This is a genomic window from Treponema saccharophilum DSM 2985, assembly GCF_000255555.1.
Lineage (GTDB): Bacteria > Spirochaetota > Spirochaetia > Treponematales > Treponemataceae > Treponema_D > Treponema_D saccharophilum.
In genome coordinates, this window is record NZ_AGRW01000053.1 from 175,960 (window position 1) to 199,659 (window position 23,700).

At 54.5% G+C, this 23,700-nt stretch carries 23 protein-coding genes; 12 read left to right on the forward strand and 11 right to left on the reverse strand.

The window, feature by feature from the left end; genetic code table 11:
- The first annotated feature begins 21 nt into the window (after positions 1 to 21).
- Positions 22 to 1,353 (forward strand): tetratricopeptide repeat protein, encoded by a 1,332-nt coding sequence (locus TRESADRAFT_RS12380; RefSeq protein ID WP_002706141.1) that lies wholly within the window; start codon positions 22 to 24, stop codon positions 1,351 to 1,353.
- A gap of 197 nt (positions 1,354 to 1,550) precedes the next feature.
- On the opposite strand, the gene rsmG is transcribed toward TRESADRAFT_RS12380, so the two are convergent.
- From rsmG to TRESADRAFT_RS12400, 4 genes are read right to left on the reverse strand one after another with little or no spacing between them, the layout of a single operon-like run.
- The gene (gene rsmG / locus TRESADRAFT_RS12385) at positions 1,551 to 2,252 is read right to left on the reverse strand and encodes a 16S rRNA (guanine(527)-N(7))-methyltransferase RsmG (protein WP_002706142.1); all 702 of its coding nucleotides are present in this window, start codon (positions 2,250 to 2,252) and stop codon (positions 1,551 to 1,553) included.
- A 21-nt stretch (positions 2,253 to 2,273) separates the two neighbouring features.
- Complete coding sequence (locus tag TRESADRAFT_RS12390; RefSeq protein ID WP_141607387.1) at positions 2,274 to 3,140, reverse strand: hypothetical protein; 867 nt, start codon at positions 3,138 to 3,140, stop codon at positions 2,274 to 2,276.
- Complete coding sequence (locus TRESADRAFT_RS12395; protein WP_002706144.1) at positions 3,127 to 3,933, reverse strand: hypothetical protein; 807 nt, start codon at positions 3,931 to 3,933, stop codon at positions 3,127 to 3,129. The genes TRESADRAFT_RS12390 and TRESADRAFT_RS12395 overlap by 14 nt, the downstream gene beginning before the upstream one ends.
- Before the next feature lie 39 nt (positions 3,934 to 3,972).
- Complete coding sequence (locus tag TRESADRAFT_RS12400; protein ID WP_002706145.1) at positions 3,973 to 4,728, reverse strand: 16S rRNA (uracil(1498)-N(3))-methyltransferase; 756 nt, start codon at positions 4,726 to 4,728, stop codon at positions 3,973 to 3,975.
- 202 nt (positions 4,729 to 4,930) lie between these two features.
- On the opposite strand from TRESADRAFT_RS12400, the gene TRESADRAFT_RS12405 reads away from it, so the two are divergent.
- From TRESADRAFT_RS12405 to TRESADRAFT_RS12420, 5 genes are all read left to right on the forward strand, one after another.
- Entirely contained in the window at positions 4,931 to 6,688 is a 1,758-nt protein-coding gene (locus TRESADRAFT_RS12405; protein ID WP_002706146.1) for a M30 family metallopeptidase, read from the forward strand.
- Between the two features lie 28 nt (positions 6,689 to 6,716).
- Entirely contained in the window at positions 6,717 to 7,046 is a 330-nt protein-coding gene (locus TRESADRAFT_RS12410) for a hypothetical protein (protein WP_002706147.1), read from the forward strand.
- Positions 7,047 to 7,049: 3 nt separating this feature from the next.
- Entirely contained in the window at positions 7,050 to 7,472 is a 423-nt protein-coding gene (locus tag TRESADRAFT_RS16100) for a hypothetical protein (protein ID WP_141607389.1), read from the forward strand.
- Between the two features lie 83 nt (positions 7,473 to 7,555).
- A complete protein-coding gene (locus tag TRESADRAFT_RS12415) occupies positions 7,556 to 8,173 on the forward strand; it encodes an imidazoleglycerol-phosphate dehydratase (RefSeq protein WP_002706151.1) in 618 nt (205 codons plus the stop codon).
- Positions 8,174 to 8,255: 82 nt separating this feature from the next.
- The gene (locus tag TRESADRAFT_RS12420; RefSeq protein ID WP_002706152.1) at positions 8,256 to 9,119 is read left to right on the forward strand and encodes an aldo/keto reductase; all 864 of its coding nucleotides are present in this window, start codon (positions 8,256 to 8,258) and stop codon (positions 9,117 to 9,119) included.
- A 531-nt stretch (positions 9,120 to 9,650) separates the two neighbouring features.
- On the opposite strand, the gene TRESADRAFT_RS15375 is transcribed toward TRESADRAFT_RS12420, so the two are convergent.
- Positions 9,651 to 11,408: a hypothetical protein gene (locus TRESADRAFT_RS15375; RefSeq protein ID WP_002706153.1), complete on the reverse strand. Its 1,758-nt coding sequence runs from the start codon at positions 11,406 to 11,408 to the stop codon at positions 9,651 to 9,653.
- A 195-nt stretch (positions 11,409 to 11,603) separates the two neighbouring features.
- On the opposite strand from TRESADRAFT_RS15375, the gene TRESADRAFT_RS12430 reads away from it, so the two are divergent.
- Complete coding sequence (locus TRESADRAFT_RS12430) at positions 11,604 to 12,128, forward strand: hypothetical protein (RefSeq protein ID WP_002706154.1); 525 nt, start codon at positions 11,604 to 11,606, stop codon at positions 12,126 to 12,128.
- A 139-nt stretch (positions 12,129 to 12,267) separates the two neighbouring features.
- On the forward strand, positions 12,268 to 13,584 hold the full coding sequence (locus TRESADRAFT_RS12435) for a glutamate-5-semialdehyde dehydrogenase (protein WP_281054626.1): 1,317 nt from the start codon (positions 12,268 to 12,270) through the stop codon (positions 13,582 to 13,584).
- Positions 13,585 to 13,616: 32 nt separating this feature from the next.
- Here the strand turns inward: TRESADRAFT_RS12435 and coaBC are convergent, their stop codons facing one another.
- The 5 genes from coaBC to TRESADRAFT_RS12460 form a co-directional block, all read right to left on the reverse strand.
- On the reverse strand, positions 13,617 to 14,825 hold the full coding sequence (gene coaBC / locus TRESADRAFT_RS12440; protein WP_002706156.1) for a bifunctional phosphopantothenoylcysteine decarboxylase/phosphopantothenate--cysteine ligase CoaBC: 1,209 nt from the start codon (positions 14,823 to 14,825) through the stop codon (positions 13,617 to 13,619).
- 233 nt (positions 14,826 to 15,058) lie between these two features.
- Entirely contained in the window at positions 15,059 to 15,889 is an 831-nt protein-coding gene (locus tag TRESADRAFT_RS12445) for a hypothetical protein (RefSeq protein WP_002706157.1), read from the reverse strand.
- Positions 15,886 to 17,583 (reverse strand): GH3 auxin-responsive promoter family protein, encoded by a 1,698-nt coding sequence (locus TRESADRAFT_RS12450; protein ID WP_002706158.1) that lies wholly within the window; start codon positions 17,581 to 17,583, stop codon positions 15,886 to 15,888. Before TRESADRAFT_RS12450 ends, TRESADRAFT_RS12445 begins: the two co-directional genes overlap by 4 nt.
- A 10-nt stretch (positions 17,584 to 17,593) precedes the next feature.
- Positions 17,594 to 17,773 (reverse strand): PspC domain-containing protein, encoded by a 180-nt coding sequence (locus tag TRESADRAFT_RS12455; RefSeq protein WP_002706159.1) that lies wholly within the window; start codon positions 17,771 to 17,773, stop codon positions 17,594 to 17,596.
- A 130-nt stretch (positions 17,774 to 17,903) separates the two neighbouring features.
- Entirely contained in the window at positions 17,904 to 18,398 is a 495-nt protein-coding gene (locus TRESADRAFT_RS12460; RefSeq protein WP_002706160.1) for an HD domain-containing protein, read from the reverse strand.
- 55 nt (positions 18,399 to 18,453) lie between these two features.
- Here TRESADRAFT_RS12460 and TRESADRAFT_RS12465 point away from each other — a divergent pair, with 55 nt between their 5' ends.
- The 3 genes from TRESADRAFT_RS12465 to TRESADRAFT_RS12475 are packed head-to-tail and all read left to right on the forward strand — an operon-like array spanning position 18,454 to position 21,180.
- Positions 18,454 to 19,245: a class I SAM-dependent methyltransferase gene (locus tag TRESADRAFT_RS12465; RefSeq protein WP_002706162.1), complete on the forward strand. Its 792-nt coding sequence runs from the start codon at positions 18,454 to 18,456 to the stop codon at positions 19,243 to 19,245.
- 53 nt (positions 19,246 to 19,298) lie between these two features.
- The gene (locus TRESADRAFT_RS15380) at positions 19,299 to 20,456 is read left to right on the forward strand and encodes a C40 family peptidase (protein WP_002706164.1); all 1,158 of its coding nucleotides are present in this window, start codon (positions 19,299 to 19,301) and stop codon (positions 20,454 to 20,456) included.
- Between the two features lie 49 nt (positions 20,457 to 20,505).
- Positions 20,506 to 21,180 carry a hypothetical protein gene (locus tag TRESADRAFT_RS12475; protein ID WP_002706165.1) on the forward strand — a complete coding sequence of 225 codons (675 nt, stop codon included), beginning with the start codon at positions 20,506 to 20,508 and terminating at the stop codon, positions 21,178 to 21,180.
- A gap of 27 nt (positions 21,181 to 21,207) precedes the next feature.
- On the opposite strand, the gene TRESADRAFT_RS16105 is transcribed toward TRESADRAFT_RS12475, so the two are convergent.
- A complete protein-coding gene (locus TRESADRAFT_RS16105; protein ID WP_002706166.1) occupies positions 21,208 to 22,098 on the reverse strand; it encodes an AraC family transcriptional regulator in 891 nt (296 codons plus the stop codon).
- 91 nt (positions 22,099 to 22,189) lie between these two features.
- Here TRESADRAFT_RS16105 and TRESADRAFT_RS12485 point away from each other — a divergent pair, with 91 nt between their 5' ends.
- Positions 22,190 to 23,530: an MATE family efflux transporter gene (locus TRESADRAFT_RS12485; RefSeq protein ID WP_002706167.1), complete on the forward strand. Its 1,341-nt coding sequence runs from the start codon at positions 22,190 to 22,192 to the stop codon at positions 23,528 to 23,530.
- Positions 23,531 to 23,700 lie beyond the last annotated feature (170 nt).

Sequence of the window (23,700 nt, forward strand, 5' to 3'; positions counted from 1 at the left end):
TTTTGCCGAAAATGAATTGTTATGAGTGTACTGATAGCAGTTGTGATAGTGGTCGCCTTCGGTGCGTTGCTCCTGGCAATCACGACAGGAAAAAAGAAAGGTGGAAAAAAGCAGAAGGGTCGCGCGCAGATAATCCGCGATGCGAACAGGAAACTGTCGCAGGATCCGCACAATACCGACGGCCTTATTCCGCTCGGCGAGTTGTATTACAACGAAAGAGCCTGGGACAAAGCATATCCGCTTTACGAGACGATGATGAGCATCGCTCCCGCGCACAGGGAGCTGAACCCGTTCCAGGTCTCGCTCAGGCAGGGAATATGCGCGCTGAAGCTGAACAAAATTCAGGAGTCGTTCAAGGGGCTCGGCGTCGCGTACAACATCAACAAGCAGGACTTCGACGTAAATTACTATCTCGGAGTCGCATGCTACAAGAACAACGAATTCGACAAGGCTGTCCCGTGCTTCAAGAAGGCGCTCATACTGCGGCCTGATTTTTCAGGAATCAACCTCTATCTCGGTCTTGCGCTCTACAAATCGAAGCATTACAGGGAAGCGCTCCCCTACATCAAGCGCGCAATCGACGAGAACCCGGAAAACAAGGAGCTTCTCTTCTCGATGGCGGACGCGATGAACGAAAGCGGGATGGGCGACAAGGCGATGAAGATTTTCATGCACCTCCGCCCGAACCCGGATTTCGGCGCGCGCTCATGCCTTGCGGCGGGACTTTTCCACATAAAGATGAACCAGCCCGACAAGGCAATCCAGGATTTCGAGATTGCGCTCAAGCACCAGAACGTGCCGCAGGACACAATGACGGAAATCCGCTACCGGTACGCGACGGCTTGCTTCATGACGAACATGATAACGAAAGGTCTGGACGCGCTGAAGGAAATCCAGTCGACGACGCCGAACTACAAGGACGTGCCGAGCCTTCTTGCGCGGTATCAGGAGCTGAACCAGAACAAAAACCTCCAGATTTACCTGATGTCAACGTCGAGCGATTTCGTCGCGCTCTGCAGGCGTGTCGTCATGCAATGCTACAAGCGGCAGAATTCACCCCGAATCCTCGACATAGCCGTGACGCCCGAATTCGTCGAGATTTCCATGAACGTCGAATTCGCTCGCTCGGAGGAAATCCACCTCTACCGCTTCTACCGGACGACAGGCTCCGTCGGAGAGCTTGCGGTCCGCGATTTCCACGCGAAAGTTTCGGACACAAAGGCGGACAAGGGAATCTGCGTGTCGGCGGGAAACTACAGCGAGGAAGCGCGGCGATTCTCCGAGGGACGCCCAATCGATTTGGTAGAGAAGGACGGCCTCATAAAGATTCTGAAGAAAGTGGACATGTCGTAAAAACGGCTGAAATCGAAAACAGCACGTTTTTGAACATCGCATTTCAAGATAACCTGTTCTGAAACTGAGTTTTCCGAACAGGTTTAATGAAAAAAAACGCGGATTTTGTCATCCGCGTTTTTTTTATAGTACATTAACCAGAAAAAAGATTGTCATGCCGAACGACTTTTCCTCAATCGCGCCGCGTTTTCTTTCAATCAGCGCGTCATGACGACGAGGTTCCGCTCGCGCTCTTCGTCGCCCGACGTGTTTTCCGTGAGAAACGGGACGGAAAGCGGGACGACATCGTACTGAGGGACGACGGGAAGGGAATTCATCTCCTCGTCGATTTTCACGCGCCGCGCCTTGTACGCTGCGAGGAAGCCGCCGTCCTTCAGTATGCGGAGGAGGACTTTCATCATCTTCTTCTCAAGCGGGCGGAACGCCCTGAACGCGCAGAAATCGAACCGCCCCTGGGAAAGCCGCTCCGCCTGATTTTCCTCCACCGTCACATTTTTGAGAGAAAGCTCCTCCGCGCAATGGGAGAGGAACGCGCACCGTTTTGTCATCCGCTCCACAAGCGTGAACGGAATCTGCGGGAAAACCGCCGCCAACGGAATCCCCGGAAGCCCAGCGCCGGAACCGATGTCCGCGGCGGAAAATCCGCCTGAAAAATCCGCGCCACGCGAGGAAAGCTCGGCGCAGAGCGCGGGAACGGCTGAAAGCGAGTCGAGGATGTGGCGGATTGCGATTTCGTCGTGCCCGTCCGTGTTTATGAGGTCGAATTTCGCGTTGTATTCCTGAAGAAGCGCGATGTACGATTCCATTTTCGCCTCGACTTCCTCAAGCGGTGCCGTCGCGATTCCGCAAAACGAATTTCCGATTCCAATCGAGCAAAGCCCGTCGTGTAAAATTCCCATCAGAAAAAAAATCCTCCGTTCCTAATTGTCAAGCGCAAGGAGCAGGTCCATCTGCATACCGTCGGAAACCCTCATCGTGACGAGATTCCCCGTCCGTCTTGCGATTATGTCGCCGCGCTCGGAAAGCCGCCTGAAAAACGACGACGGATTGTCGCTGCGCTGGCTTACAGACGTCTCGACGGAATAATTCGGGACGCCGTTCTCGATTCCGGCCGACTTGAAAAGGAAATAGAACGTCTCGTCCTGCATTTTCTCGCCCGAAGCGGAGCGGATGTCGCCGGTGAGGAGGAACGTCCCGTCGCTCTCAAGCGATGAGAAGAACGACGACTTTATGAGCGGGAGATAATCGACGCCGTCTGCCGAGAAGCGGAGTATCTTCGGATTCTGGCGCGGCGACGACACCTGCGTTTTCTGCGCGGGTGCGTTCCCGACAGCCTCCTTTATTTCACCGAGTTTTGCCAGAATCATATTAAGCACGGCAGTCTGACTCGGGGAGCCGGACGATTGCGCGGGATTATTTGCTCCGAGCACGTCCGAGATTGAGCCGAAAAGCCCCAGCCCGTTCAGCGCGGAAATGTCGCTCGCCTTGAGCGTTTCGGCGGCAGATGTTTTCTGCGACAAGGCGGAAGCAGCCGACGAAGCATTGTCCTGCGCCACAGCGTTTGCCGGCGCGCCTTTTGCCGGAGCTACGGGCGCCGACGGGCTTTCGATGCCGCTGGAAAAACCGTTCGAAGACGGCGTGTAAAAGCCGGTGCTCAGCGTCGGAACGGCTATCGTGGGCATCTGCGGCATCTCAAGGTTCATCATCTGCCCCGACTGCCCGTAAGACGCAACCGCAGGAAGCGCGATTGTGGCGAAAACCGCCACGAGTCTTTCAAAGTGTCTCAAGTGTCTCCTCCACATATTGAAGCCGCTGCTGGAGAGATGCGATTGTCTTCTCGAGGCGGTTCTTCTCCTTCTCAAGTTTTTCCTTCGGGTCGTCCTCCGAAGCCTTCTTCCGCATAAGCTCGGTGACGGTGTCGGGCGTTTTTCCCGAAAGAATCTGCTGCTCAGCCGCCTCCCGCTCGCCGGAATCCTTAATCTGCGCGACTTTCTTCATGTTGTCGAACCCGATTGCGGGATTCACCTGCACGGAGGCGACTTTCGTCAAATCCTTCGCGGTGTTTTTCGGAAGGCAGAGGACGCGCTCGAGGTAATCCTCATAGCGGATGTTCGCCTTCTCGCACAGCTCGTGCGCCTTCACGAGAAGCTTCCCGAATTCCACCATCATCTTCCCGTTCGCCTCGATGTACTCGCTCTTTATTTTTTCGGTAAGTTCCTTGAGCTCGGGCGATTCCTCAATCGATATTTTGTAGAAGCCGAGGTTTTCCGCCTTTATGAGAAGAGAATGGAAACGCGCCCAGAACTGCGCGCTGTGGACGCGAGAGCCGCCGGGAGGAAGCCGCCCGCCGTTCTCCGCCATGTACTTCTCCGTCTCAAGGTGATGCGCGTACTCGTGTATCGCCGTGTACATAATCTGGTTGTCGTCCTTGAAATTCTTGTTGTGGAGCAGAATTTCGTGCGTGTCCGGCTTGTAAAGCCCGTTGACGCGGACGCTTTCCTTGCCCGTCTGCACGAGCGAAAATTCGATTCCCGTCTCCTCAATCTCAAGGAGGCGCTTCTTTATCTCTTCGTTTTCCATTTTCAGTTCCATTCCTTTGTTTTTCGTCAAAGACGATTTTCAGTTCAAGAATCCCATTCTATCCAAAATAATCGAGCTTGCAACAGTCACGGCTGTCTCGGTACGGAGGACGCGGTTTCCCATCGAGCAGAGCGAGAACGACGCCGACTCAAGGAAATCGCGCTCGCGTTCCGTCCATCCGCGCTCGCTTCCGATTGCGGCGCACACGCGGGAAAGCGCGCCCTTTTCCGACTCATCGAAAAGCCACGCCCCGAGAGATTTCGTCGCGCGCCTGTTGTCGAGGGCGACGTTTGCCGAAGAGCCGCATCCGGAAATCGAAACCGCCTCGCGAAGACTTTTCGCCACAACAAGCTCGGGAACGTGGGTCGATGCCGCCTGAACGGTCCCGTCGAGAAGCATCCGCAAAGCCGCGCCGTCCTTTATGTCGTTAGATTCCATGTACGATTTTTCGCCGAGCTCCGTCCCCGAAAGGATTATCCGCTCGGCGCCGAGCCCCGCAACGTCGCGGAGAAGCCGCCGCAGCTGAATCGGACGCGGGAACCCGACAATCAAAGTCAGCGGGCGGAGCATTTTCCCTTCCGCGCGCTCCTCGTCAGAAAACGGCTCGAACGAGAACGACATCCCGCCGTCACCGATTCCCGTTATCGTCGCGACGCCAGCCTTCCCGCCGATTATCCCCGCGTCGAACGTATCCCCCGCGCCTTTTTTCAGAACCTTCACGATATGCTTCGCGCGCTCGTCACCCAACGGGAGCGCCTTCCCCATCTCATCCTGCCTGAACAAACAGATATTCACAACACACCTCGATTCGTCTTTTTTCCCCGCAATTATACACACTCCCCGTACATTATTGAAAGGCGGATTAAATTCGGGCGGTTCATGGAATGGAGCGAATCATCTGATATAATAGACCTGTTCGGAAACTGACTGAGCCGGACAGGTGTTATAAGCGAAGTCTTTTGCACAAATCATACGGTGCTTTGCAAGGAGGAAAAGTATGAAAATGAGAAAATCGCTCGCCGGAAGGACGGCGGCAAGCCTGCTCATCGCATCGGCGCTTTTCGTATCGTGCGTAGATGAGGAAGAGGAAGAAGGGCTGATAGAAGCGACGGAGACAAAAAACGAATCGATTTCCAGCTCGAATATTTTTGAAGTCGCGCCGGAAACGAAGACGCTGAAAATCACCGGAAACCTCGGCGGCAAAAAACTGTACGTCGCGCGGGTGAACATGGGCGACTACACAATCAGCAAAAGCGACGTGCGCACCGTGACGAAAGCCGAGTCGAGCTCCGCAAGCATCTCGCTTTCAAGCTCCGTCTCGGCGAGGGCAGGCGCGGATGCGGAAATCGACTTGTCCGCGATTGACCTGGGGAAAAAACAGAAATACCGGCATTTCGTAAGCCCCAAATTCGACATTCCCGTCTCTTCGTCGCGCTCGGCCGTTTCACCGAATTTCAGCGTCACGCCGATTTCGCGCGATGTCGGGACAACGAAAAATATCTGGATTGAGACCGAGAACGGATACGAGCAGAAACCGGCGACATTGTACGCGACAGGAACGTACTGCAACGTCTGGATTCTCGACGACTACTACGCTACGACGGAATCGAAAAACAAAGTCAGCGAATCGACGGCACAGACGTTCGCACAAAAATTCGACGCGATGTACCCGGTAATCAGGAATGTTTTCGGAAATGAGGCGGAGATTATCCGCGTAACGGACGGAAAAACGCGTACCGACACAAGCATCTCAGACGTCAGCGACACCGGCAGCACGGTGAACATCGTCCTCTACGACATCGACGGCGATTACAAAAGCGACAAGGAAGGAGAGTATTCACCAAACGGCACCGCGGGATTCTTCTTCTCGAAAGATTACTACAAGACGACGACGAATTTGTCCGGAGATTATAAAGTCCTCAACTACTCGAACATCGGAAAGTATTTCTACATCGACTCGGCAATCGCGCGCCTTTACCCGAACGACGCAATCTCAACGCTCGCGCACGAATTCCAGCACATGATAAACTTCAACATGAAGGACATAAAGCTCGGAAAAGTGCCCGACACAAGCTACAACGAGATGCTTTCGATGCTCTGCGAGGACATGATGCAGGATTTTCTGGAAATTGACGACGACGACTCCCCAAAAAACAGGACGCAGCAGTTCAACACATACTACATTCTTTCGGGAATCAGGGAATACCTCGACAACGACAACGCAGTCGTTTCCTACGCGACGTCGTACACGTTCGGCGCTTTCCTCGCGCGCAATTACGGGGGAGCCGCGCTCATAAAGGAAATCTCGCAGAACGACAAAACCGACAACAACTCAATCGTCGCGGCAGTCAACAAAATCAACAGCACGAGCCTGACGTTCGACAAGATTTTCCAGAACTTCCTCCTCGCGCTCACGGGAAACACAACGTACACGCTCAACAAGGATGCGAAGCAGACGCTTTCATCCGGTTCGTATTCGTACCCGATGACGGCATACGACATTTTCGCAAATGGCTATGCACCGGAAATTGAAAAACTGCCAAGCAATTTACCCTCGCTCGTGGCGTCATCAGAACTCGGATACGACGGAAACGGTCCCGTGCTTTTCAAAAACAACGCGGCGATAGACCTCCGCCCGCAGTACGGAATCTCGCTGCACACGCTCGGCGAACTTTCCGCGGGCATGAATGACTTGACGCTCACGTTCAGCGACAAGGGCTCGGCGGATTTGTACATGTACGTCATCGTTCAGTAGGCAAATTTCATTTTGCAAGGAGAATAAGATGAGAAAATCGTTTTTTTCGGCAATCGCGCTTGCCGTAATAGCGCTCGCGTCGTTCCCCGCCGCGGCATTCGGCGGAAAGAAGAGCATAACGGGGCACATCCAGATTTACGGGAACGCGCCGTTCACGTTCGTCGGCTTCGTCACGGAAAGCGGCGAGAAATATTCGCTCGACATCGCCCCGGAAGCAGAATTCACGATTCAGGACATCAAGAACGAGCAGGGAAACAGGCTCAAGCTCACGGGATTCGTCAACGAAAAGGAGCTGCTCGGATTCCAGACGCTTGAGGACGGCAGGTTCGTTGTGATGAAATATAAAATCCTGAAGTAGGATTTGAAAAAAATGCCTAACGGCATTTTTTTCAAATCTGCAAGAACGAGCTTTGCTCGTTCTTGGGAACGCGGAATGCCTAACGACATTTTTTTCAAATCTGCAAGAACAAGCTTTGCTCGTTCTTGGGAACGCGAAATGCCTAACGGCATTTTTTTCAAATCTGCAAGAACGAGTTTTGCTCGTTCTTGGGAACGCGGAATGCCTAACGGCATTTTTTTTTCAAATCTGCAAGAACGAGTTTTGCTCGTTCTTGGGAACGCGGAATGCCTAACGGCATTTTTTTTCAAATCTGCAAGAACGAGCTTTGCTCGTTCTTGGGAACGCGGAATGCCTAATGGCATTTTTCCAAATCTGCCGGAACTTGCAAAGCGAGTTTCGAGGCGGCGGTTGGACGGGGTCGAACTGCCGCTTTTTTTTCATTAAATCTGTTCGGAAAATTCAGGTTCAGAACAGGTCGATTTTATCCGGCTCTTCCACCGGCGGGAAAAAGTCGGTATAAAAGAGCCATGAACAGAACTGCGACTATTGAAAGAATAACGGGCGAGACGAAAATCTCGCTCACGCTCAACCTCGACGGGAACGGGAAATGCGCCGTCGAGAACCCCATCGGATTTTTCGATCATCTTCTGACATCGTTCTGCAAGCACGGACTTTTCGACTTGTCCGGAAAAATCGAGGGCGACCTGAACGTCGACCAGCACCACACAATCGAGGACACGGGAATCGTTCTCGGGCAGTGCTTCGCGAAAGCGCTCGGCGACTGCGCGGGAATTTTCCGCTCCGGCTCGTTCCTCTACCCGATGGACGAAAGCCTCCTGCGCGCGGCTGTCGATTTCGGCGGGCGTCCGTTCCTCGTGTGCAACGCGGAGCTTTCCGGCATTCCGCTCGTGTCGGTTCAGGACGGAAAGCAGGGAACGTTCCAGACGGACTGCTTCGACGATTTCTGGAACGGATTTGTGCAGGGCGCGAAATGCAATCTCCATCTCGACACGATTCGCGGAAGAAGCGACCACCACAAAATGGAAGGGCTTTTCAAGGCGGCGGCCCGCGCAATCAGGAGCGCCGTGGAAATCGACGCGCGGCGCGGCACGGCAATTCCCTCAACGAAAGGCGTGATAGTCTGACCCATCATTCATCTCGGCAAAAACTTTTTCCCGGAACGGGAATTTTTTCGTCACAAGCGGATTTTCAAAAAAGGAGGCAAAAATGACGATTTCTTCATCATTCGATTTGGCAAACGGGACGAAGATTCCGGCAATCGGGTTCGGGACGTGGCAGAGCGCGGACGGGCAGGAATGTTACGACGCAGTTCTCGCGGCGCTCAGGGCAGGCTACAGGCACATCGACACGGCGGCGGCGTACGGAAACGAGGAGTCTGTCGGGCGGGCAATCGCGGATTTTCTCTCGGAATCGGGATGCAGCCGCGGGGATTTGTTCGTGACGACGAAACTCTGGAACAGCGACCACGGATACGAGCAGACGAAAAAGGCGCTCGACGTTTCCCTCAAAAAACTCGCGCTCGACTACGCCGACCTGTACCTCATCCACTGGCCGAACCCGCTGCAGTTCCGCGACTGCTGGAAGGAAAAAAACGCAGAAAGCTGGAAGGCGATGGAGGAGGCGCTCGGCGAAGGAAAGCTCCGCGCAATCGGAATCTCGAATTTCTGCGAGCGGCACATCGACGCGCTGCTCGAAACGGCGGAAATCCGCCCGATGGTGAACCAGATAAAGCTGTGCCCCGGACAGACGCAGGAAAAGCTCGTCGAGTATTCGAAATCGCTCGGGATGGTCGTCGAGGCGTACTCGCCGCTCGGCACGGGAGGCATTTTCAGCAACGATTTCATGAAATCGCTCGCCGAGAAATACAAAAAGTCGATTGCGCAAATCTGCATACGGTGGAGCCTTCAGAAAGGATTCCTCCCGCTCCCAAAAAGCGTGACGCCATCCCGCATCGCGGAGAACGCCGCCGTCTTCGATTTCGCGATTGACGATTCCGACTGCGAGAAAATCGGCTCGCTCACCGGACTCGACATCAAACAGGCGCGGAACCCCGACGAAGCACCGTTCTAGCGCTTGCAGAGCTTTTTCCGTTCTTAGTTCGCGCTTGCAGAGTTTTTTCCGTTCTCAGTTCGGCTTTCTCGGAGCAAGCGTTCGCCGGTGCGCATAGGCGCACCTTCCCGGGTGGGATTGCGCGGGATGAGTGATTTTTCGCGTTCTCAGCTTGCGCTTGCAGAGTTTTTTTCCGTTCTCAGTTCGGTTTTCTCGGAGCAAGCGTTCGCCGATGCGCATAGGCACACCTTCCCGAGTGGGATTGCGCTTGCCGAGTTTTTTTCGTTCTCAGTTCGGCTTTCTCGGAGCAAGCGTTCGCCGGTGCGCATAGGCGCACCTTCCCGGGTGAGATTGCGCGGGATGAGTGATTTTTCGCGTTCTCAGTTTGCGCTTGCCGAGTTTTTTCCGTTCTTAGTTCGCGCTTGCAGAGCTTTTTTCCGTTCTCAGTTTGCGCTTGCAGAGTTTTTTCCGTTCTCAGTTCGGTTTTCTCGGAGCAAGCGTTCGCCGGTGCGCATAGGCGCACCTTCCCGGGTGCGCACGTTCACGCGGGGGTCAGCGTTGGGATTCGGTTATTTCGAGGATGATGAGGGTTCCGTCTTTTTCGGGGATGCCTTTTGCATCGACGTTCTTTCCGGAAAGGGATGCGAGGGCGGATTCCGTGATGGGGGCGGGGCGGCTTTTTTCAGCAGGAGGAGACGGGGGATTTTTCATCGGCTTGCCTGCGCCGGACGGAGGGGGCGACGGAGGATTCCCGTTTTTCTGCGGATGAGGCATCATCACGCGGATTTTCGTCACGGTTCCGTCTTTGCCCGTTATCGAATACGAGGCAGGCTCGACGGAATTGTCCGCGAGAAGAATTCCCGAGACGACAGAAAGCGGTGGCTGGGAAGGAACGGTTCCCGCGCTCTTCTTTTCGGGCGAATGCGATTTTTCCGTCGCGGTTGATTTCCGTTCAGAATGCCGGTTTTCCGCGGCGATTTTTCCGCCGTCGCGCAGCCGTATCGTGATTCCGTTCAGGTGCGCGTTTTTCTCGTCCGAGGAATCGTAGTATAGCGTGTTCCCGTGCGAGATTATGTTCGAGAACGTAACGTCGTCGTCCCGAATCGAATTCACGTGGCAGTCGCCGGTCATCTCGAAGACGGCGTTCTTCGCAAGGCACAGCTCCACGTTGCCTTGTCCGTCCTCGTTCAGCTTTCCTTTGAACGAGGACATTTTTCCGAGGTTCAGTGAAAGCGAGCTGATTCCGTCAACGATTATGTCGCCCTCAAGCCGCTGCTTTTTCGCGCTGAAGGAAAGGTTCCCGCCGTTCGCGCCTGCCCTTCCCCAACCGCGTGACGAGTCGTTCCCGGAAACTTTGAGGAGGATTCCCGACGGATTCTCGATTTTCGTCGATTCGAGGTGAATTTCCGCGTCAGTGTTCGTCACGAAGAAGAACGGTCCGTCGGACACGTTCGAAAGCGAGGACGACGATGACGAAAAGCGCGCCGTCCCCACGTTCGCGTCCCCGCTCATGCTCTGGTAAAGCATGACCGCGCTCGCAGTCTCGCCCGAAAGTCCCGCCCCGCCGGAAAGCTCGCAGCCGTCAATCGAAATCGAATTCTTTCCCTCGATGCAGGCGATTTCCGACGATTCGGCGCTCCCCTTCAGCTTGCTGACGCGAATGTCGCCGGTCGAGTAAATCACGGGCGAGCCGTTCCCGCGGGTGACGGCAGTTCCCTTCTCGACGACGACCGTCCCCTCGCCCCTGTCCGTCGCGAATGCCGCGCAGTGCTCGCCTTCCGTCGTTATGTCGACGCCGCGCGCGCGAATCTTTCCGCCGTAAGTCGCGTCAAGCCCGCGCGATGAATTTCCTTTCGTCGTGATTTTCACGTCCTGCAGCGTCACGAACGAATTTTCTCCCGTCGAGAAAACGGCGTTCGCGCCCTCGGCATCGGTCGCCACGCTCGTTTTTATGAGCGAGATTTTTCCGCCGTCGGAAAGGACGCCCGCGTTCAGCCCGTAGAAATTGCTCTGCCCGCTGTTCGACGAGCCGCCGCTCTTCCTGATTTCCGCGCTTTTTACGACGATTGTCGCGCCGTTTTCCGAAAGGAGCGCGCTCTCGTCAACGGCGGCGGATTCTATTGTCCCGCCTGAAACCTCCTTTTTTCCCGAACCGACGGAAATCTTCCCCGAAAGCGCGGGCTTCTCCTCGCCGGGAACAGACCCGAACATGACGTCGGGCGGAGACGCGAACGCCGGCTCATCCGCGAAGGACGGAAAAACTGAAAAGGCGCACAAAAACGACGCCGCAGAAACGATTATTCCCTTCATGTTTTCACTCCATGAGAATTATTTTTGTAAAGGTCTAGCAAAGTTCCGGGAAATCTTATATTGGAAATAGTCAAACGTTCGCTATGAAAACGCAAAGATTTCCATTGCTTTCAATCCTTTTCAATAAAACCGCGGATTCCGCCAATCCTTTTCTGAACCTTGAACAAGAAGAACCAAACATCTAAAATCATCCGCATGGACGATTTAATAACGGAATTTCTAGACAAAAAGGTGATTGATTCGCTCGACACGCTCCTCTCCGCAAAGGACGAAGGCGAAACGAATGCGGCCGCAAAGACAATCGCGGATTCATTCGGCTCGGGAACTTATTCGGTCGCCACGCCCGAAGACGAACAGAAACTCATCGTAAGCTTCAAACGGAACCTCACGCTCCTCGTCGAGAAGACATGGGTTGAGAAAATCGACGTTTCGCTAAAGGAGGAAGTCCTCTACAAGCTCGAGCAGTACTGCACGGAAGTCTCAAAAGGCGCATGGTGCGAATTCTACAAGACGTTTATAAAAATGCTGAACGATGTCATCTACCTGATGTTCGGGAACCAGACGAAAACGGACGAATTCGCCGAATATGCCCTCAGAATTGACCCCGAATTCGGAATCTTCTGCTGGTACGTCAGGAATTTGCCGAAATCGAACGAATGGTCGTCAGAAAGGAACAAGGCGGTTCAGCTCGTCGCAATGTTCTTCCTCGCAAACTACTAAAAACACGCCCGCATCGAAGCGGGCTTTTTTGTGTGCGAATCAGGAATTCATTCTCATCGCGAAAACGGGTCCGGAAAATCATCATTCCGGGGCCGTTTTTCTGATTCCGTAAGCCGTCGCGCTTTTCGGAAAAACAAAGCTGCGGAAAAACGACGTTTTTCACGGACGCAGCACAAACGGAGGAAATATGGACATCACAAAGCTCGCCGCCGATTTGCGGAAAGCCTCGCAGGAACTTGCGCTTCACAACGCCAACCAGAAGAACGCCGCGCTCGAATCCGTCGCAAAATCGATTGACGCGCACCGGGCGGAGATTATCGCCGCGAACGAATCGGACATGAACCGCTCGCGCGAAAACGGGATGAGCGATGCCCTTCTCGAACGGCTCATGCTCGACTCGAAGCGCATAGACGGAATCCTCGAAAGCATGAGGACGGTCATCGCGCAAAGCGACCCGATTGGGGAAATCGCCGGAGGATGGAACACGCCGAACGGCCTTTCAATCCGACAGGTCAGGGTTCCGCTCGGCGTAATCGCCATAATCTACGAGAGCCGCCCCAACGTCACGGTGGACGCGTTCTGCCTCGCGTACAAAAGCGGGAACGCGATTCTCCTGCGCGGCTCGTCAAGCGCGCTCGAATCGAACAAGGCGATTGTGAAGGCGATAAAGGAAGGATTGCGCAACGCGGGAAAAGACGGCATCGAAGGCGCGCTTGAATTGTGCGAGGTTCAGGAGGACCATTCCGACGTGGACGCGATTCTCGGCGCGACAGGAAAAATCGACTGCGTGCTTCCGCGCGGCGGGGCAAAACTCATCCAGCGCGTCGTCCAGAACGCGAAGGTTCCCGTAATCGAGACGGGTGCCGGAGTCTGCCACCTGTTCGTCGACGAGTCCGCGGACATCGAGAAGGCCGCCGCAATCGCGGAAAACGCGAAGACGCAGCGCCCGGGCGCATGCAACGCAATCGAATGCATCCTCGTCCACGAAAAAATCGCGGAAGCGTTCCTTCCCGCGCTCGTCGAAAAAATCGGGAAGCGTGTCGAGCTTCGGTGCGACGAAAAATCGCTTTCCATCATCGAATCGAAATGCAAAGGCGAGAAATCGGCAGTGCGCGCAACGGAATCGGACTTCGGTTTTGAATTCCTCGACTTTGTGTGCGCCGTAAAGGTCGTCGCATCCATCGACGAGGCAATCGAATACATCAACGCGCACAGCACGAAGCATTCCGAGTCAATCTGCACGAACGACAGGAAGAACGCGCGCGCGTTCCAGTCGAGAATCGACAGCGCGTGCGTCTATGTCAACGCGTCGACGCGGTTCACGGACGGCGGCGAATTCGGCTTCGGCGCGGAGGTCGGAATATCGACGCAGAAGCTCCACGCGCGCGGGCCGATGGGAATAAAGGCGCTCACAACGACGAAATTCCTCATCGACGGCGACGGTCAAACGCGCTGATTCTGTTCGGGGAAGACGGAATCAGTTTCCGCTCATTTCCCCGATTTCAGAGACAAAAGTATCTCGTCGAGGAGTGCGGAGGCGACCTGCTCCTTCGTCATAATTGGCAGTTCCTTCTCGCCGTCCTTCGTTATAATCGTGACGACGTTCGTGTCCGTCCCGAACCCGGCTCCGGAAACCTTGAGGTTGTTCGCGACAATCATGTCGAGGTTTTTCTTTTCGAGTTTCCGCCGAGAATTTTCAATCATGTTCTGCGTCTCCATCGAAAAACCGCACAAAAACTGCCCTTTTTTCCGTGCGCCGAGCGACGCGAGAATATCCTCGGTGCGCGAAAGCTCGATGCACGGCACGCCCGATTTCTCCTCCGTTTTCTTTATTTTCTCGTCGACGTAAACGGCAGGCTTGTAATCGGCGACGGCGGCCGCCTTTATGACGATATCGCACGAATCGAACGCATCGGAAACAGCGCGGAACATCTCGTCCGCGCTCTCAACGTCGATTCTCCGCACGGAAAGCGGCGTTTCCAAAGACACTGGTCCAGAAACGAGCGTGACGTCAGCGCCGCGCATTGCGGCGACGCGGGCGACGGCAAATCCCATTTTCCCGGTTGAGCGGTTCGACAAAAAACGCACCGGGTCGAGGCGCTCGCGCGTGGGGCCAGCCGTAACGAGAATCCGCTTTCCTTTCAAATCCTTCCCGAACGCGATTTCCGACGCGATATGGTTGAATATCACTTCAGGCTCGGGCATTTTTCCCTTCCCGTCGTCGCCGCACGCCAGATGCCCTTCCGCGCTGTCGATTATCTTCATCCCGAACGAGCGGCATCGTTCTATGTTCGACTGCGTTATCGGATTCATCAGCATCCTCGTGTTCATCGCAGGGGAAATCATCTTGGGGCATTCGGAGGCGAGGAACGTCGTCGTCAGCATGTCGTCGCAGATTCCAGACGCTATTTTCGCGATTACGTTTGCGGTTGCCGGCGCGACGACGAAAATATCAGCCTTTTTCGCGAGCGAGACGTGCTTCACGTCGAATTCGAAATTCCGGTCGAACGTGTCGATGAGGCATTTGTTCCCCGTAAGCGTCTCGAACGCAATCGGATTGATTATGTTCGTCGCGTTTTTCGTCATCAGGACGTGGACGTCGGCGTGGTTCTTCACGAGGAGGCTTGCAAGCGATGCCGCCTTGTACGCGGCGATTGACCCGGTTACACCGAGCAGTACGGTCTTGTCTTTGAGCATGACGAGATTCTAGGAACAAATCGGGAAAGTGGGAAGCGGGGGGAAAGCGGAAAGCGGAGAGTGGAGAGTGGAGAGTGGAGAGTGGAGAGTGGAGAGTGGAAAGATGAGAGCGGAAAGATGAGAGCGGAGAGATGAGAGCGGAAAGTGGAGAGTGGAATGTTTTGTTCGGCGAAAAATGAGGGGGATATTTTGATATGCGGAGCGGAATTTCAAACGAAACTGGGACTGGGGCTTCAGTTTGGGGGGAGGTGCTCGGAGGGGTGGAGGGAGAAGCGGGTGACTTCGGCGCACTCGGAGAGGAAGCCGACGTAGTAGGCGTCGATGTCGGAGAAGTCGTTCGTGATTTTGTCGTAGATTGAGCCGCGGAATTTGTCGTTTATCGTGAACATGATGTCGTTCGGGTAGGTTTCCGCGCAGTACGCGACGAATTCGCTCGGGAAGTTGTTCAGAGAGTCGGCGCAGTACAAATCCTCCGCCCCGAACACGTGCAGGATTTCGTGGGCGTATGCGGCAGGGGACGTTTCGATTCCGTCAACATACCTGTTTATGTACACGATTTCGTAGGGATACGCGCTTTTCCCGCAGTAGCACTGCGCGCGCGAATGGACGCGGTTCTTCTTTCCCGTGTTCAGGAAAACGACGAAGAAAATGTTGTCCGTCCCGTACGTTTTCCGAATCCATCCCAAATCGATTGCGCGCTCGATGTAGCGCCAGACGAATTTGCTCGCGATGGCGTTGTCCGTCATGTCGCAGTCGAATTTCGTCCTGTAGAAAATCCCGCCGTTCCCGAAAAAATCGTGCACGAATTCCGGCTTCCGCTCGAATTTCCGCGCCTTTTTCGAAATCCACTTAGTCGCGATTTTCATGTAATCGACCGTCTTCTTCGCATACGGGCTGACGCGCGCTTTTCCCCACGACGAGGACTCGTCGTCCGCAAAAATCGAGACGCAGACAATCTTCCCGTCGAGGAACTGCGCGGAACCTTTGTGCGCGGCGATGTCCGCGGCAAAAACGCACGGAATTATCGCTGAAAAGACGAGCGCGAGGGCGAATCTCAGAATCATTTCCTCACAAGCCCCCTGAAAATGCGGTGCTTCTCCTCGTCCTGCATCAGGAGGGTCATCTTGAACTGCCCGTCGTGGTTTCCGTTCCCGAAGCACGATTTTCTGAACGACAAAAACGAATTCCGCTCAAGCGGGTACGGAACGGGGCATTTGAGCCTGAACGAATTCCGCTTCGACTCGTAATCGATGTTGAGCGACTTGAGCTTCTCGTCGACGACGGAATTGAAAAATTCGATGTCCTCGCCGGGAATCTCAAGGTACTCGAATTCGTAGTAGAACCGGTATGTCGCGAACGCGATGTCGGCGAACCCGACAAAAAAGCGGACGGAAAACCCAGTCTCGTCCTCCGCAAACCGCACCGCCTCGACGAACTGCCGCTCGTGGAGCTTCTCTCCCGTTATCGAAACAATTCCGTTTATCTTCTGCACGAACCGTATCCGCGGAATCGTCCCGAAAAAGCCGTCAACGACGACGAGGTCGTTCATCGGGTAGCGGTAAAGCCCGCCCAGCGTCGTCACGTAGACGGAATACTGCTTCCCGTCCTCAATCTCGTCGATTCCCAGAATCTGCGGCTCCTTCTTCCCGATGTCCTTCTCCGGAACGAACTCGAAAAAATGCACGCCGGGAAAAAGCACCGTCGTGTCGCTTCCGTCGAGCGTGATTCCGGCGCGGCACTCTGTCGCGAAATACGAAAGGTCGATGTGAATGGCTTTTTCGGGAAAGTAATCCTTTATTTTTTCGGCATACATTCCGGAATTTCCCGTTTTCCACGTCGAGACGACGGCGAGGTTCGGCCAGAAATCCTTGGGAAAAAGCCGCCCGTATTTCTTCCTCAGCTCGCGAAGCTCGTTCGCGCGGCGCACGTTCGGGGAAAGGGCGCACGAAAGCCGCGCGCGTATGTCGCCCGGAATCTCCGCCATGTCGCAAAGCGTCCCGTTCTCGATGTCGCGGATGAAGTCGTCGAGATGGGAATCGACCACGTTCTGCATCTCCATTATCGTGCTGGGATTCGCCGTTATGAGCGCGGTAACGTCCTGCTCAATCCCAATCCGCATTATCGCGTAATAGCGCGCGTTGAAATCATCAATCTTGAAAACATCCTCGCAGACGGAATGGATGCCGGAAAGAAACCAGGGAATGTCGCGGCTCGTCAGCCCGGAAACGGAGCCGAACACCGTCCCGTCGGGAACCTCCCCGTCAACGACGCTGCCGACAACCGAGACCGCCTTTCCGTCAAAGGCAGCCGGACACAATTTCAGGAGAGAATAAAGCCAGAGAACGGTCATCTTTTTGTAGACGACGTCGTGGTACGCCTCCGAAACGGGAATCCATTTCGGCTCGCCGGAAGTTCCGCTCGTAACTGAATACATTTTCGGGTGCCCCGGAAAAAGCACGTTCGGCTCTCCGTTCTTGCACCGCTCGATGAACGGCCGGAGCTCATCGTAATCGGAGACGGGAACATTCGCCCGGAAAAGCCTGAAAAGCTCGTCATCATCCTCCGCAAGAAGAATGAGCGGAAATCCGTGCGCCCTGCCCCATTCGGAATCCTTCGCGTATTCGAGGATTCTCCTGAGCGCGGACGCAGAAGACGCGCGGCAATCGCGTGACGACTCGACGAACCGCTTGTAAAGGATTCCGCCGTACAACCTAAGCGCGAGTTTCCCGAACCCCGATTCACGGAATTTTCTTGTCATGGACAACGTATCAGCGATTCGGCATCAAAAGCGCAAGTATTATATAAAGAAGGATTCCGAATCCCCCGAAAACGACCATCAGAATCCAGACGATGCGGACGATTGTCGGGTCGATGTCGAAAAACTCAGCGACGCCTCCGCATACTCCGAAAAGTTTCCTGTCAGCAGATTTCTTGAATCTCTTTGCCATTTTTTTATTTCCTCCAAACAAAATCACTGCCCGCAAAACGACGCAGGAACGGAAATGCGGGCGAGACGATATTTTTGATGGGGCCGCCACGAAACAGTTGTTCCGGACAGCCCCGTCATTTCAGCAAGAATCAGCAGTAGAGCTGTTTTATGAGGTTTGTCGCAGTCTCCGTCCGGATGACATGCCCGAGCGCGTTCCTCACGGCATCGTCCGAAACAGAATCCTCGTCGATGTTGACGGCAAAATCCGCCTCGACAAGGATGAGATAATCGAGCGCCTCGTTTTCGATGTTGTCATACGTGTGGTGCCGGGAAATCAGGTATTCCACGCGGGCTTTTTCGGCATCGGAAATCTCAAGATGGGACATCAGCTCGTGGGCGACGGCAGGCCCCTCGATTTCCTGATACTTCCCGTCGGAAGAACCGTGCTTCTCCTCGGCGGCGTGGATTCCGATGTCGTGAAGGAGGGCTGCGATTTCGATTGTCTGCATCAGCGACGGCTCGATTCCCTCGCATTCGGCTATATAGCGCGCGAACGAATGGACTTTCAGCGCGTGGGAGATGCGCTTAATGTCTTTGCCGTTGTACTCAATCATTTTTGATTTGACTTGTTCGATTAAATCCATTTTTTACCTCGCCTTGATTTTACAATTAGATTGTTTTTTGTGCTATCTTTAGCTGATGACCCAACTGGAAAAATATTACAACAAATTCAAAGAAGACCACAGGCTCACAACGCGGCACGGCTCGGTGGAATTCGCGGTGTCGATGGAAAAAATAAGGGAATGCGCCGCGAAATGCGGAGGAACAGCCGCGAAAATCCTGGACGTCGGCGCGGGAACGGGGCGGTATTCCGTCGCGCTGAGCGAGGAGGGATTCGACGTCACGGCGGTGGAGCTGGTGAAGCACAACCTCGACATACTTCTTTCAAAACACGCGAAAGTAAAATGCTGGCCGGGCGACGCGCGCGACCTTTCGTTCCTGCCCGACAAGGAGTTCGACATAACGCTGCTGTTCGGGCCGATGTACCATCTGCACACGGAGGAGGACAGGCTCGCCGCCCTGAACGAGGCGAAGCGCGTGACGAAGGACGGCGGGTTCATTCTCGTCGCGTACGTGATGAACGAATACGCGATAATCTCGTATTGCTTCAAGAAAGGAAAAATCCTCGACTGCATCAGGAACAAGACGCTCACGGACGATTTCCACGCGATAACGGAGACGGAGAAGGATTTGTACTCCTACACGCGAATCGAGGACATGGACGCGCTCAACAAAAAGGCGGGGCTTGTCCGCGATAAGATATTCGCGCCTGACGGGGCGGCGGATTACATGCGGCGGGAGCTGAACGCGCTCGACGAGGAATCGTTCGGCTATTTCGTGAAGTACCAGCTTTCCGTATGCGAGCGGCCCGATTTGCTCGGCGCAAGCTCCCACACGGTCGACGTGCTGCGCGTGCCATCCTCATCGTGACGGGAAATTCCGAAACAGTTGCCTAAAAAAATCGCACATCCGATAATAGAAATATGAACAACCATCACACAAAGAAAGACTACATTTTTCTTGTCGCAATCACCGCGCTCCTGCTCGCGATGCTTCCGAAAGTCTGCGCGCAAGATGCGGGCGTCTCGGCGGAAAAGGCGCAGGGAATGAGGAACAAGCTCATCGAATACAGCAGGGAATATATCGGCTGCCCGTACCGGGACGGGGCAACGGGGCCGGCGACGTTCGACTGCTCCGGGTTCGTTTTCTCGATGTTCAGGGAATCCATCGGAATCCAGCTTCCGAGAAAATCGGAGAACATTTACGCGAAATCGGAAAAAATTGGCGACGGAGAAAGGATTGCCGGCGACCTCGTTTTTTTCAAGACGACGGGAAGCGGAAGGATTTCGCACGTCGGGATTTTTCTCGGCAACGACGAATTCCTCCACTGCGCGAGCGACGGGCCTGAGACGGGCGTCATCATATCCACGCTGTCGCGCGGGTACTGGAAGGAGCATTACGCGGCGTCGGGCCGGTACATAAAATCGAAGGACGCGCCGGAAAGCGTAAAAAAAAATGACGAAGCCGAAAGCAGCAAAGAAAACAATGGCAAGCCGGACGGCTTGAATGATTCGGAAAAAGCCGAAAACAAAAGCGTCGGAATTGAAGGCGAAGCGCAAAACGCGGAGACGGAAAAAGGATTTTCAGAAAAACTCGTGTTTGACGCGACGATTGAGGCGGGCTGGAATTTCTTCGACTGCGAGTCGTTCAGGCTGAACTTCAGGGGCGTCGACGCGCTCCTGCACGTCAGCTACGACGGAACGATAAAACCCGGAATCGGGGCGTTCATCAGGTACGACAACGGGACGGGAAATTTCCAGCTTCCGCTCGTCCTTTCCCTCGCGCTCGGCGACTACACGCGCATTTTTGCAGGTCCCGTCATCCCGCTCGGAAAGCCGAACATTCCGGGCGACAGGAACGAGGAGATACGGCATTCCATTTTTCCCGGCATCATCGGCATCTGCTGGAACACGCCGCAGATAAAGGCGGGAAAATGCGGCATCTCGCTGACGCAGGACATCCACTACACGGTTTTCAACAAGACGGACGGAACGGCGCTCTCCCCTTTCAGGAGCGCGGCTTCCGGGCTCGTTTTTTCGACGGGAATACGCGTAACGCTTCCGATGTCGAATCTGATTTAACATGAAAGACCGCACGAATGGTCGAAAGAAAACACAACGGAGGTTTTTCATGAAAAAAATGTTCCTTGCCGCGGCTGCTTCCGCATCGCTTCTCGTTTCCCTTTCATCGTGCTCGCCCGAGATAAAAATAAAGGCGAACGCGGACGAGTCGGTCGAGATTTCGTTCAGGACGGGATTCTCAAAATCGGCGAGCATGACGATAAAATCGATCGCGGGAATTCCCGAGGACAAGCCGCTTTTCGAGCCGTCGGACATGTCGACGTTCCTGCTGAACGCAGGCGCGACCGGAGTCGGCGCGAGGACGCCGTCGGAAACGAAAGTCGAGGCGAGCGGTACGATAAAAAAACTCGGCTCGTCGGCATTCCGCGCGACGGATATTCTCTCGCTCGGAACGAATTCGATTCTCGACAAAAAGAACGGAAGCTCGCTTTCCCTGACGCTCGGTCCCAAGGAAATACGAAAGCTGTACGCGCTTCTCGACGACGACTCCAAGGCGTATCTGGACACGATGATGATTCCTGCGCTCATCGGCGAGGAGATGGGCGAAAGCGAATACCAGCTTCTCCTTTCCGCGATGTACGGCCCGTCGTTCGCCGACGAGCTGGTGAACGGAAACGTCACGATTTTGCTGGAATCCCCCAACGGGAAGAAGACGAAAATAGCGGAGAAACTCGGAAAAATTCTCACCGCGACAGAAGAGCAGAAATGGTCGGTCAAATGGTAGCCGTTCCATCTGCTTTTGCGGCGCATTTTATTTCTGCGGGCTGCGGAGCCTGTTCCGGTATTCGAGAGGCGTGCAGCCGAATTTGGATTTGAACGCGCGGATAAAATACGAGACGTTCTCGAATCCGTTCGAGAGCGCAATTTCCGTCACGGAATCGTCGCTGTCGCACAAACGCTCCGACGAAGACTCAAGCCGGTACTCGTTCAGATATTTTATGAAGCTCATCCCCGTTTCCACGCGGAACATCCCCATAAAGCGGCTCGGCGAAAGGGAGCAGACTCCGGCGGCGTCGCTTACCGAAATTTTCTCCCGAAAATGCTCCGCCGTGTACGAAAGGACGTTCCGGAGGCGCTCCGTGTTTGCCCGCGCGTTTCCGTCACGTGCCTGATGCTCAGCGCAATCCTCCGTCAGGATTATGTGCATGATTCTGAAGAGCTGTGATTTTATCATCAGCTCGTACCCCGAATAGCTTTCCGTCCTGTTCTCAACCAAATCCGACACAAGCGGAAGGAGGCGGCTGTTCAGTTCCGTCCCCTTTTTTATGAATATCTCGCAAAGCGAATCGCGGTCGCCGATTTTCGAGAAATACCGCCGGCTGCAATGCGATTCGGAATTCTCCTCAAGAAGCGAGAACGAGAACAGGATGTTGAAATACTCGCATTTTTCCTCGCCGTCCTGTGAAATCGAATGGATGCTCCCGCCGGGGATAAGCAGGATGTCGTCTTTTCCGCAGACGAACCGCTCCCCGCCGGCGGTGAACGACGCCCTCCCGAACGTCACGATGATGATTTCGAATTCGTCGTGCCAATGATGGGGAAACCCCCGAAGCCATTCAGGAATTCTGGCGTGGTATACGGCATACGGAAACGTCCTCATTCCGTGCGCGGCTTTCTCGTGAAGCGTTTCCCTGTGAGACATGATTCCTCCGACCATTTGCGTGATAGTTTTGTGTTATAAAATTGCTATAAACATGCAAGATTTTACACCATGGCGATTGTATTCTGTCAACATGATGAACAAAGAATTCAAAGGCAAGCTCATCCAGCTCGCCCTTCCCGTCACCATCCAAAGCCTGATGCAGTCGTCGCTCTCCCTCATCGACCAGATAATGATAGGCTCGCTCGGAAGCGCGAGCATCGCGGGTATCGGTCTCGCGGGAAAATTCACCTCGCTTTTCAGCGTCATGGCGGGCGCAATCGTCACCGCAAGCGGAATCCTGATTTCCCAGTATTTCGGGGCGAAAAACGAAAAGGGAATAAGAAACAGTTTTTTTCTGCCGCTCTACATCTCTGCATTTTTCGCGCTTGTTTTTTCGGTCATATCGTTCGCCATCCCGAACGTCGTCATGTCGGTGTATGCGGATGATGCCGAGACCGTCATGAAAGCCTCGTCGTATCTGAGATGGCGCGCGCTCGGGTTCTTCCCGTCTGTCGCGACGCTTTTCATCTCGACGCTGCTTAGGAATATGAAAAAGGCGAAGCTTCCGGCAATCGCAGGAATATCCGCGATAATCGTGAACACGGTGCTCAACTGGTTCCTCATCTTCGGGATTGGATTTTTCCCGAAAATGGAGGAAAAAGGAGCTGCAATCGCCACGGTAATCGCGGGCATCGCGGAAATGCTCATAGTCGGCACGCTTTTTCTCCGCGAAAAAAAGACGCGGAACATGAGCCTGAAGCCGGTCTTCTCATTCCCGCGCGAATTCGTCGTCACCGCGATAAAAATACTCGCCCCCATTCTCGTTGGGGAGGCGCTCTGGTCGCTCGGGGAAAACACGTACGCGATAATCTACGGGCATCTTGGCACGGAGCCGTGCGCCGCTATGACGCTCATGTATCCGATACAAGGAATCGTCATCGGAGCGCTGTGCGGAGTCTCATCTGCCGCGGGAATCATCGTGGGGAATTCGCTCGGCGCGGGTGAAAACGAGAAAGCATACGCCGAAGCAAAATCATTCGTCGCGCTGACGATAACGGCGGGAGCGATTCTAGCGCTGGTAGTCTGCGCAGTCTCGCCGCTCTACGTCCGCCTTTTCAAAGTCCCCGACGAGACGCGCGCCGTAACGATAAAAATCCTCGTATCGTTCTCGCTCGTATTCATCGCGAAAGTGTTCAACATGGTCGTAGGCGGCGGCGTCCTCCAAAGCGGCGGGCAGACGAAATTCCTCACCGCCGTGAACATAATCGGCACATGGGGATTTGGCGTCCCACTCGGCTTCATTACCGCATACGTCCTCCGCATGCCGATTTGGAAAGTCTACTTCTTTCTCTCCCTCGAAGAATACGTCCGCCTGATAATAAGCGTCATCCTCCTAAAAAGCCGCCGCTGGATGAAAAACGTCGCAATATAACCGCACGCTACGAGAAATAAATGATAAACGCTCGTAAAACAAAGCGTTCCGCCCTCACCCCAAAAAGCGCACACCACGCAAAAACGTGGGCTGCGGGCGCACGCTACGAGAAACAACGACAAACGCTCGTAAAACAAAGCGTTCCGCCATCCCCCCAAAAGGCGCACACC

Coding starts and splice junctions, on each gene's coding strand:
- TRESADRAFT_RS12380 (WP_002706141.1), top strand. CDS start 22: ATGAGTGTACTGATAGCAGTTGTGATAGTGGTCGCCTTCGGTGCGTTG.
- coaBC (WP_002706156.1), bottom strand. CDS start 14,825: ATGCTCAAAGACAAGACCGTACTGCTCGGTGTAACCGGGTCAATCGCC.
- TRESADRAFT_RS12420 (WP_002706152.1), top strand. CDS start 8,256: ATGACGATTTCTTCATCATTCGATTTGGCAAACGGGACGAAGATTCCG.
- TRESADRAFT_RS12455 (WP_002706159.1), bottom strand. CDS start 17,773: ATGGCAAAGAGATTCAAGAAATCTGCTGACAGGAAACTTTTCGGAGTA.
- TRESADRAFT_RS15375 (WP_002706153.1), bottom strand. CDS start 11,408: ATGAAGGGAATAATCGTTTCTGCGGCGTCGTTTTTGTGCGCCTTTTCA.
- TRESADRAFT_RS15380 (WP_002706164.1), top strand. CDS start 19,299: ATGAACAACCATCACACAAAGAAAGACTACATTTTTCTTGTCGCAATC.
- TRESADRAFT_RS12445 (WP_002706157.1), bottom strand. CDS start 15,889: ATGATTCTGAGATTCGCCCTCGCGCTCGTCTTTTCAGCGATAATTCCG.
- TRESADRAFT_RS12430 (WP_002706154.1), top strand. CDS start 11,604: ATGGACGATTTAATAACGGAATTTCTAGACAAAAAGGTGATTGATTCG.
- TRESADRAFT_RS12450 (WP_002706158.1), bottom strand. CDS start 17,583: ATGACAAGAAAATTCCGTGAATCGGGGTTCGGGAAACTCGCGCTTAGG.
- TRESADRAFT_RS12475 (WP_002706165.1), top strand. CDS start 20,506: ATGAAAAAAATGTTCCTTGCCGCGGCTGCTTCCGCATCGCTTCTCGTT.
- TRESADRAFT_RS12415 (WP_002706151.1), top strand. CDS start 7,556: ATGAACAGAACTGCGACTATTGAAAGAATAACGGGCGAGACGAAAATC.
- TRESADRAFT_RS12405 (WP_002706146.1), top strand. CDS start 4,931: ATGAAAATGAGAAAATCGCTCGCCGGAAGGACGGCGGCAAGCCTGCTC.
- rsmG (WP_002706142.1), bottom strand. CDS start 2,252: ATGGGAATTTTACACGACGGGCTTTGCTCGATTGGAATCGGAAATTCG.
- TRESADRAFT_RS16105 (WP_002706166.1), bottom strand. CDS start 22,098: ATGTCTCACAGGGAAACGCTTCACGAGAAAGCCGCGCACGGAATGAGG.
- TRESADRAFT_RS12395 (WP_002706144.1), bottom strand. CDS start 3,933: ATGGAAAACGAAGAGATAAAGAAGCGCCTCCTTGAGATTGAGGAGACG.
- TRESADRAFT_RS12465 (WP_002706162.1), top strand. CDS start 18,454: ATGACCCAACTGGAAAAATATTACAACAAATTCAAAGAAGACCACAGG.
- TRESADRAFT_RS12410 (WP_002706147.1), top strand. CDS start 6,717: ATGAGAAAATCGTTTTTTTCGGCAATCGCGCTTGCCGTAATAGCGCTC.
- TRESADRAFT_RS12485 (WP_002706167.1), top strand. CDS start 22,190: ATGATGAACAAAGAATTCAAAGGCAAGCTCATCCAGCTCGCCCTTCCC.
- TRESADRAFT_RS12460 (WP_002706160.1), bottom strand. CDS start 18,398: ATGGATTTAATCGAACAAGTCAAATCAAAAATGATTGAGTACAACGGC.